Source organism: Acinetobacter stercoris (assembly GCF_900323515.1).
GTDB classification, from domain to species: domain Bacteria; phylum Pseudomonadota; class Gammaproteobacteria; order Pseudomonadales; family Moraxellaceae; genus Acinetobacter; species Acinetobacter stercoris.
In genome coordinates, this window is sequence record NZ_OOGT01000238.1 from 1 (window position 1) to 5,489 (window position 5,489).

Below are 5,489 nucleotides of genomic sequence, written 5' to 3' on the forward strand. Positions count from 1 at the left end.
AGATCATTAAGAGAATATGAAGAACAACTTGTGTGGATTTTTACTGGTTGATTAACGATAAATTATCATTGATTGATTGGTAGAAATTACTCGAAGTTTATTTGAGAATTTTTGTCAGTAATTGATGAGCCAGGATTTGGTAGTTTAGATTAAAGCTACAAAATGATTTTAACTGAAGAGTTTGATCATGGCTCAGATTGAACGCTGGCGGCAGGCTTAACACATGCAAGTCGAGCGGGCGAGGTTGCTTCGGTAACTGAGCTAGCGGCGGACGGGTGAGTAATACTTAGGAATCTGCCTATTAGTGGGGGACAACGTTTCGAAAGGGACGCTAATACCGCATACGCCCTACGGGGGAAAGCAGGGGATCGTAAGACCTTGCGCTAATAGATGAGCCTAAGTCGGATTAGCTAGTTGGTGGGGTAAAGGCCTACCAAGGCGACGATCTGTAGCGGGTCTGAGAGGATGATCCGCCACACTGGGACTGAGACACGGCCCAGACTCCTACGGGAGGCAGCAGTGGGGAATATTGGACAATGGGGGGAACCCTGATCCAGCCATGCCGCGTGTGTGAAGAAGGCCTTATGGTTGTAAAGCACTTTAAGCGAGGAGGAGAGTACTCTGGTTAATACCCAGAATTACTGGACGTTACTCGCAGAATAAGCACCGGCTAACTCTGTGCCAGCAGCCGCGGTAATACAGAGGGTGCGAGCGTTAATCGGATTTACTGGGCGTAAAGCGTGCGTAGGCGGCTAATTAAGTCGGATGTGAAATCCCCGAGCTCAACTTGGGAATTGCATTCGATACTGGTTAGCTAGAGTATGGGAGAGGATGGTAGAATTCCAGGTGTAGCGGTGAAATGCGTAGAGATCTGGAGGAATACCGATGGCGAAGGCAGCCATCTGGCCTAATACTGACGCTGAGGTACGAAAGCATGGGGAGCAAACAGGATTAGATACCCTGGTAGTCCATGCCGTAAACGATGTCTACTAGCCGTTGGGGCCTTTGAGGCTTTAGTGGCGCAGCTAACGCGATAAGTAGACCGCCTGGGGAGTACGGTCGCAAGACTAAAACTCAAATGAATTGACGGGGGCCCGCACAAGCGGTGGAGCATGTGGTTTAATTCGATGCAACGCGAAGAACCTTACCTGGCCTTGACATACTAAGAACTTTCTAGAGATAGATTGGTGCCTTCGGGAACTTAGATACAGGTGCTGCATGGCTGTCGTCAGCTCGTGTCGTGAGATGTTGGGTTAAGTCCCGCAACGAGCGCAACCCTTTTCCTTACTTGCCAGCATTTCGGATGGGAACTTTAAGGATACTGCCAGTGACAAACTGGAGGAAGGCGGGGACGACGTCAAGTCATCATGGCCCTTACGGCCAGGGCTACACACGTGCTACAATGGTCGGTACAAAGGGTTGCTACATAGCGATATGATGCTAATCTCAAAAAGCCGATCGTAGTCCGGATTGGAGTCTGCAACTCGACTCCATGAAGTCGGAATCGCTAGTAATCGCGGATCAGAATGCCGCGGTGAATACGTTCCCGGGCCTTGTACACACCGCCCGTCACACCATGGGAGTTTGTTGCACCAGAAGTAGCTAGCCTAACTTAATTGAGGGCGGTTACCACGGTGTGGCCGATGACTGGGGTGAAGTCGTAACAAGGTAGCCGTAGGGGAACCTGCGGCTGGATCACCTCCTTAACGAAAAGTTGATTGACTGGTAAGAATCCACAACAAGTTGTTCTTCATTGATGTATCTGAGGGTCTGTAGCTCAGTTGGTTAGAGCACACGCTTGATAAGCGTGGGGTCACAAGTTCAAGTCTTGTCAGACCCACCAAGTCTACGAGTGAAGGCGGCAGATATATCGAGATCTTAAGCTGGGGACTTAGCTTAGTTGGTAGAGCGCCTGCTTTGCACGCAGGAGGTCAGGAGTTCGACTCTCCTAGTCTCCACCACATATTGCTTCGCAACATGTTAAAAAACAAGCATTTAAGTTTTTTAGNTTATAGAAATTAATGAGGGAATGCGGTAGAATACGCGACTTGTTAACTTCTGTGATTTATCACAGTTCTACTTGCTGACGAGGCGGTAGAGAATCATTAACAGATTGACAAATTTGAGTCTGAAATAATTGTTCACTCAAGGATTTGAATTAAGCGATTAATTTGAATTTATTGAGAACTAGCAAATTTAAACTGAATCAAGCGTTTTGGTATATGAATTGATTGCTGTTATATGATCCCGACTATTTGGGGTTGTATAGTCAAGTAATTAAGTGCATGTGGTGGATGCCTTGGCAGTCAGAGGCGATGAAAGACGTAATAGCCTGCGATAAGCTTCGGGGAGGCGGCAAATATCCTGTGATCCGGAGATTTCTGAATGGGGGAACCCACCTGCTATAAGGCAGGTATCATGAAATGAATACATAGTTTCATGAGGCGAACGAGGGGAAGTGAAACATCTCAGTACCCTTAGGAAAAGAAATCAATTGAGATTCCCTCAGTAGCGGCGAGCGAACGGGGAAGAGCCCATTAAGTTATGTGTGTTTTAGCGGAATGCTCTGGGAAGTGCAACCGTAGAGGGTGATAGTCCCGTACACGAAAGGGCACACATAATGATGTCGAGTAGGGCGAGGCACGTGAAACCTTGTCTGAATATGGGGGGACCATCCTCCAAGGCTAAATACTCCTGACTGACCGATAGTGAACCAGTACCGTGAGGGAAAGGCGAAAAGAACCCCTGTGAGGGGAGTGAAATAGATCCTGAAACCGCATGCATACAAGCAGTGGGAGCTCCTTTGTGGAGTGACTGCGTACCTTTTGTATAATGGGTCAGCGACTTATATTCAGTAGCGAGGTTAACCGTATAGGGGAGCCGTAGAGAAATCGAGTCTTAATAGGGCGTATAGTTGCTGGGTATAGACCCGAAACCGGGTGATCTATCCATGAGCAGGTTGAAGGTTGGGTAACACTAACTGGAGGACCGAACCCACCGTCGTTGAAAAGCCGGGGGATGACTTGTGGATAGGGGTGAAAGGCTAATCAAACTCGGTGATAGCTGGTTCTCCCCGAAAGCTATTTAGGTAGCGCCTCGGACGAATACCATAGGGGGTAGAGCACTGTTTCGGCTAGGGGGTCATCCCGACTTACCAAACCGATGCAAACTCCGAATACCTATGAGTACTATCCGGGAGACAGACTGCGGGTGCTAACGTCCGTAGTCAAGAGGAAAACAATCCAGACCGCCAGCTAAGGCCCCAAAATCATAGTTAAGTGGGAAACGATGTGGGAAGGCATAGACAGCTAGGAGGTTGGCTTAGAAGCAGCCACCCTTTAAAGAAAGCGTAATAGCTCACTAGTCGAGTCGGCCTGCGCGGAAGATGTAACGGGGCTAAAACTATGTGCCGAAGCTGCGGATGTATACGTAAGTATACGTGGTAGGGGAGCGTTCTGTAAGCCGATGAAGGTGTGTTGAGAAGCATGCTGGAGGTATCAGAAGTGCGAATGCTGACGTGAGTAACGACAAAACGGGTGAAAAACCCGTTCGCTGAAAGACCAAGGGTTCCAGTCCAACGTTAATCGGGGCTGGGTGAGTCGACCCCTAAGGCGAGGCCGAGAGGCGTAGTCGATGGGAAATTGGTTAATATTCCAATACTTCTGTTTAATGCGATGAGAGGACGGAGAAGGTTAAGTCAGCCTGGCGTTGGTTGTCCAGGTGGAAGGAAGTAGGCATGCATCTTAGGCAAATCCGGGGTGCTCTATGCTGAGATCTGATAGCAAGCTAGTTTACTAGCGAAGTGGCTGATACCAAGCTTCCAGGAAAAGTCTCTAAGCTTCAGTTAGACAGGAATCGTACCCGAAACCGACACAGGTGGTCAGGTCGAGTAGACCAAAGCGCTTGAGAGAACTCTGCTGAAGGAACTAGGCAAAATGGTACCGTAACTTCGGGAGAAGGTACGCTGCTGATGGTGATAGGACTTGCTCCTTGAGCTGTTGGCAGCCACAGAAACCAGGCCGCTGCAACTGTTTATTAAAAACATAGCACTCTGCAAACACGAAAGTGGACGTATAGGGTGTGATGCCTGCCCGGTGCTGGAAGGTTAATTGATGTGGTTAGCGCAAGCGAAGCTATTGATCGAAGCCCCAGTAAACGGCGGCCGTAACTATAACGGTCCTAAGGTAGCGAAATTCCTTGTCGGGTAAGTTCCGACCTGCACGAATGGCATAATGATGGCGGCGCTGTCTCCAGCAGAGGCTCAGTGAAATCGAAATCGCTGTGAAGATGCAGTGTACCCGCGGCTAGACGGAAAGACCCCGTGAACCTTTACTGCAGCTTGACACTGAACTTTGACCTTACTTGTGTAGGATAGGTGGGAGGCTTTGAAGTGGTGACGCCAGTTGCCATGGAGCCATCCTTGAAATACCACCCTGGTAATGTTGAGGTTCTAACTCTGTCCCGTTATCCGGGACGAGGACCGTGTCTGGTGGGTAGTTTGACTGGGGCGGTCTCCTCCTAAAGAGTAACGGAGGAGTACGAAGGTGCGCTCAGCGTGGTCGGAAATCACGCGTAGAGTATAAAGGCAAAAGCGCGCTTAACTGCGAGACCCACAAGTCGAGCAGGTACGAAAGTAGGTCTTAGTGATCCGGTGGTTCTGTATGGAAGGGCCATCGCTCAACGGATAAAAGGTACTCTGGGGATAACAGGCTGATACCGCCCAAGAGTTCATATCGACGGCGGTGTTTGGCACCTCGATGTCGGCTCATCTCATCCTGGGGCTGAAGCAGGTCCCAAGGGTATGGCTGTTCGCCATTTAAAGAGGTACGCGAGCTGGGTTTAGAACGTCGTGAGACAGTTCGGTCCCTATCTACCGTGGGCGCTGGAAATTTGAGAGGATCTGCTCCTAGTACGAGAGGACCAGAGTGGACGAACCTCTGGTGTACCGGTTGTGACGCCAGTCGCATCGCCGGGTAGCTATGTTCGGAAGGGATAACCGCTGAAAGCATCTAAGCGGGAAGCCTACCTCAAGATAAGATTTCCCTAGGACTTTATGTCCTCTAAAGATCCGTTCAAGACCAGGACGTTGATAGGTTGGATGTGGAAGTACGGCGACGTATGAAGCTGACCAATACTAATTGATCGTGAGGCTTGACTATACAACACCCAAGTGGTTGTTTAAAGTCGGCAATTGATTGAATACCAGACAATGTAACTTGATTTAGTTTATGCGAGAACGTAAACTTCAGATTCAAAGCAGTCAACTGTTAATAACTCATTTGGCGAAAGCACAGGCATTTAAAATAAGACCTGAGTGATTAACCATCCCAGTTGTGCTGGCGACCATAGCAAGAGTGAACCACCTGATCCCATCCCGAACTCAGAAGTGAAACCTCTTCGCGCTGATGGTAGTGTGGGGTTACCCATGTGAGAGTAAGTCATCGCCAGCTCATTATTCAAGGCACCCTGATTCAATAGAATCAGGGTGC

2 tRNA genes and 3 rRNA genes are annotated in these 5,489 nt (G+C 49.1%); all 5 read left to right on the top strand.

Annotated features, from left to right (window positions below):
- Positions 1–169 precede the first annotated feature (169 nt).
- The 5 genes from KPC_RS17470 to rrf all read left to right on the top strand — a co-directional run bounded on the left by KPC_RS17470 (position 170) and on the right by rrf (position 5,450).
- Positions 170–1,706, top strand: a 16S ribosomal RNA gene (locus tag KPC_RS17470).
- A gap of 60 nt (positions 1,707–1,766) precedes the next feature.
- Positions 1,767–1,843 (top strand) — tRNA-Ile (locus KPC_RS17475).
- Between the two features lie 42 nt (positions 1,844–1,885).
- A tRNA-Ala gene (locus KPC_RS17480) sits at positions 1,886–1,961 on the top strand.
- A 306-nt stretch (positions 1,962–2,267) separates the two neighbouring features.
- Positions 2,268–5,159, top strand: a 23S ribosomal RNA gene (locus KPC_RS17485).
- Positions 5,160–5,335: 176 nt separating this feature from the next.
- Positions 5,336–5,450, top strand: a 5S ribosomal RNA gene (gene rrf / locus KPC_RS17490).
- Together the 16S, 23S and 5S rRNA genes with 2 tRNA genes alongside form the textbook arrangement of a ribosomal RNA operon.
- Positions 5,451–5,489 lie beyond the last annotated feature (39 nt).